The sequence below is a fragment of the Micromonospora craterilacus genome, from assembly GCF_003236315.1.
Taxonomy (GTDB): Bacteria; Actinomycetota; Actinomycetes; order Mycobacteriales; family Micromonosporaceae; genus Micromonospora; species Micromonospora craterilacus.
In genome coordinates this window covers 1-3,028 of record NZ_POTY01000404.1, presented here as the reverse complement: position 1 = coordinate 3,028, position 3,028 = coordinate 1, and the positions used below count along the sequence as shown (strand labels likewise).

General features: G+C 72.2%; 2 protein-coding genes. Both read left to right on the top strand.

Annotated elements, in window-relative coordinates; all coding sequences use genetic code 11:
* Positions 1 to 203: 203 nt before the first annotated feature.
* Positions 204 to 1,409, top strand: a complete 1,206-nt coding sequence (locus C1I95_RS33060) for a PP2C family protein-serine/threonine phosphatase (RefSeq protein ID WP_111219947.1) — start codon at positions 204 to 206, stop codon at positions 1,407 to 1,409.
* On the top strand, positions 1,406 to 3,028 hold a 1,623-nt coding region (locus C1I95_RS33055), incomplete at its 3' end, for a sensor histidine kinase (protein ID WP_111219945.1). The genes C1I95_RS33060 and C1I95_RS33055, both read left to right, overlap by 4 nt.

Sequence of the window (3,028 nt, the reverse complement as noted above, 5' to 3'; positions counted from 1 at the left end):
CACGGTGGCTCCTCGGGGTGGGACCTGGGGGTGCACATCATCCTCCATGTCGCCTCCGGGTGCCCCGGTGTGTTGTGTGCGAACGTTGTCTAATACAGGATCAGCAGGGCACTCGGAAGGAGCCCGACATCACCAGCGATCTCCCGCCCGTCGCGGCGGCGACCCGGCCGCACCGGGGGACCGGTCTCACCGGTCCCTCCGTCGTGTCGTGGCCGTACCCGCGGGGAGGGCTGGGTGGCAATCCCAACCTGCCGCCCGGCGAGCGGCTGCGGGTGCTGCTGGTCGAGGACGACGAGGGTGACGCGTTCCTCGTCGGTGAGCTGCTGGCCGAGACGAGTTCGGCAATCGAGTTGCTGGTCGCCACCAGCCTGAGCGAGGCCCGCCAGCGGATCGCCGGCGTGGACTGCGTCCTGCTCGACCTGGGCCTGCCCGACGCCCAAGGGCTGGACGGCCTGCGGCGGGTGCTGGAGATGTCCGGCAGCGCGGCGGTCTGCGTGCTGACCGGCCGCTCCGACGAGCACCTGGGTGTCGTGGCGGTCGCCGAGGGTGCGCAGGACTATCTGGTCAAGGGCCAGGTGGACGGGGTGCTGCTGAGCCGTGCGCTGCGTTACGCGGTGGAGCGCAAGCGGGCCGACGAGAACGCCCGCCGGCTGCGCGAGGTGGAGCTGCGGCAGGCCGAGTCGGCGCGGTTGGAGCGCGGCCTGCTGCCGCAGCCGCTGATGTCGACCGAGCAGATCGCGGTGCACACCTTCTACCGGCCGGGCCGGCACGCCGCCCTGATCGGCGGGGACTTCTACGACGTGGTGCAGACCCGTCCCGACCGGGTCGACCTGATCGTCGGCGACGTGTGCGGGCACGGGGTGGACGAGGCGGCGCTCGGCGTCGAGCTGCGGGTGGCCTGGCGGGCGTTGGTCCTCGCCGGGGTGCCGGACGACGAGGTGCTGCCCGCGCTGGAGCAGGTATTGATGAGCGAGCGCCGGCTTCAGGAGATCTTCGCGACCGTCGCGACGGTCCGGCTGGATCTCGGTGCCAACCGGGCGACCGTGCGGCTGGCCGGTCACCCGCCGCCGGTGCTGCTCGCCGGGGGCCGGGTCGAGCCGGTGCCGGCGCCGGGCGGCCTGCTGCTGGGCGTACGCCCGCGCCGGCCGGTCGCCTTCGACCTGGAATTCGACACCGCTGACTGGTCTCTGCTGATGTACACCGACGGCCTGATCGAGGGCCGGGTGGGCGAGGGCGACGAGCGCCTCGACGTACCCGGCCTGACCGGCCTGCTCGCCGAGCCGGCCAGCCGGGCGGTCCCGCTGCCCGAACTGCCGGCCTGGCTGGTCGGGCGGGCCGAACAGCTCAACGGCGGCCCGTTCGCCGACGACGTGGCGATGCTGCTGGTCACCCGGGGTGGCGGCCGATGAACGTCCGGGCCGGTCAGTGGACCTTGCGGCGCCGGGTGCTGGTGCTGCTCGCCGTGGTCGGCACGATGCTGCTCGGCGTCGCGGTGGCCGAGGCGTTCGTCGCCACGAAGAACCGCGAGCACACCGACGTGCTGCTGGTGCAGGTCGGGCCGCTGCGGGTGCAGGGCCAGGAGATGCTCAACGCGCTGCTCGACCAGGAGACCGGGGTCCGGGGGTACGCGGTGACCGCGGATCCCGAAGACCTCGCCCCGTACGAGCAGGGCCTGGCGCGGGAGCGGGCGACCGCGCAGCGGATCCGGGAGTTGTCCGGCAGCTACCCCGGTATCGAGGCGGACCTGCTGGTGGTGGAGCGGCAGGCGGACGAGTGGCGGCGTACCGTCGCCCAGCCGGTGATCGACACGACCAACACCAGTGGCACCGCCGCGGCTCAGGCGCTCCTCAACGACGCCAGTCGGCAGCGCTTCGACGAGCTGCGTGATGCGGTCGCCGCGCTCCAGGACGAGATCTTCGCCGCCCGCGAGGCCACCGCCCGGAACGTGGAGCGGACCGGCAACCTCCTGGTCGTACTGCTCATCGTCGCCGCCCTGGTGGTCGCGGTGGCCGGCATCGCGTTGGTGCTCTCGCTGGACCGGATGGTGCTGCGCCCGCTGACCAGCCTCGCCGGGCAGGTCCGGGAGGTCGCCACGGGTGACTACCGGCACCGCATCGCCAGCAGCGGGCCGCCGGAGTTCCGGCAGCTCGGCGAGGACGTGGAAGCGATGCGCCAGAAGATCGCGGCGGACCTGTCCGAGGTGCGCGAGGCGCGGGAGCGGATCGAGTGGGTCAATACGCAGTTGCAGAAGCAGGCCGAGGAGTTGACCCGGTCCAACCGTGACCTGGAGCAGTTCGCCTACGTCGCCTCGCACGACCTGCAGGAGCCGCTGCGCAAGGTGGCCAGCTTCTGCCAGCTGCTGCAACGGCGGTACGCGGGCCGGCTCGACGAGCGGGCCGACCAGTACATCGCGTTCGCGGTCGACGGCGCGCAGCGGATGCAGCGGCTGATCAACGACCTGCTGGCCTTCTCCCGGATCGGCCGGCTCACCGCCGGCTTCACCGACGTCGACCTGAACCGCCTGATGGAGGACGTCGCCGCGCAGACCGAACCGGCCCGCCAGTACGCCGACGCCGAGCTGACCTGGGGCGAGCTGCCGGTGATCCGCGGCGAGGAGCCGCTGCTGACCAACCTGCTGGTGAACCTGGTCAGCAACTCGGTCAAGTTCCGCCGGCCCGACGTGCCGCCGAGGGTGCATGTCTCGGCCCGGCTGGTCGGCGAGGAGTGGGAGATCACCTGCCAGGACAACGGCATCGGAATCGAGCCGGAGTTCGCGGACAAGATCTTCGTGATCTTCCAGCGGTTGCACGCGAAGGACGCCTACCCGGGGACCGGGATCGGGCTGGCGATCGTCAAGAAGATCGTGGAATACCACGGCGGCCGGGTCTGGGTGGACACCGACGTGCCCGAGGGCACGGCGATCCGGTTCACGCTGCCCGCGCTGTCCGCCGACGTCGAGGCCGCGGGCAACACCGCCGGGGTGGGCGGGCCGCCCACCGGCACTGACGGGGGCGGCGCGAACGAGCTC